We start from the raw sequence: 296 nt of genomic DNA on the forward strand, positions 1-296 counted from the left end.
TTACAAGCTAATAAAAATACACATTTAATAATAGACAAACCATACTTTATAGCACTCATCTATATCAAACTAATAAGACTAGCTTATCCCTCATCTATATATGGTAAGTGAAATAGTCAGAAAACCTATTCATTCCGAGTTTTACTTATATAAAATAATTAGCAAGATAAACCAATTTAATTATTTGAAGCCCAAGCGATGACTAAATTAGAAAAATAGACAATAGTAAATTAGAACCGAGAAGAGCCTCCATATTACATAAAAAGCTTACACCAAAAACTTATCCAAACTAATGC

It is taken from the genome of Vibrio sp. 10N.261.55.A7, from assembly GCF_002877365.1.
Taxonomy (GTDB): Bacteria; Pseudomonadota; Gammaproteobacteria; order Enterobacterales; family Vibrionaceae; genus Vibrio.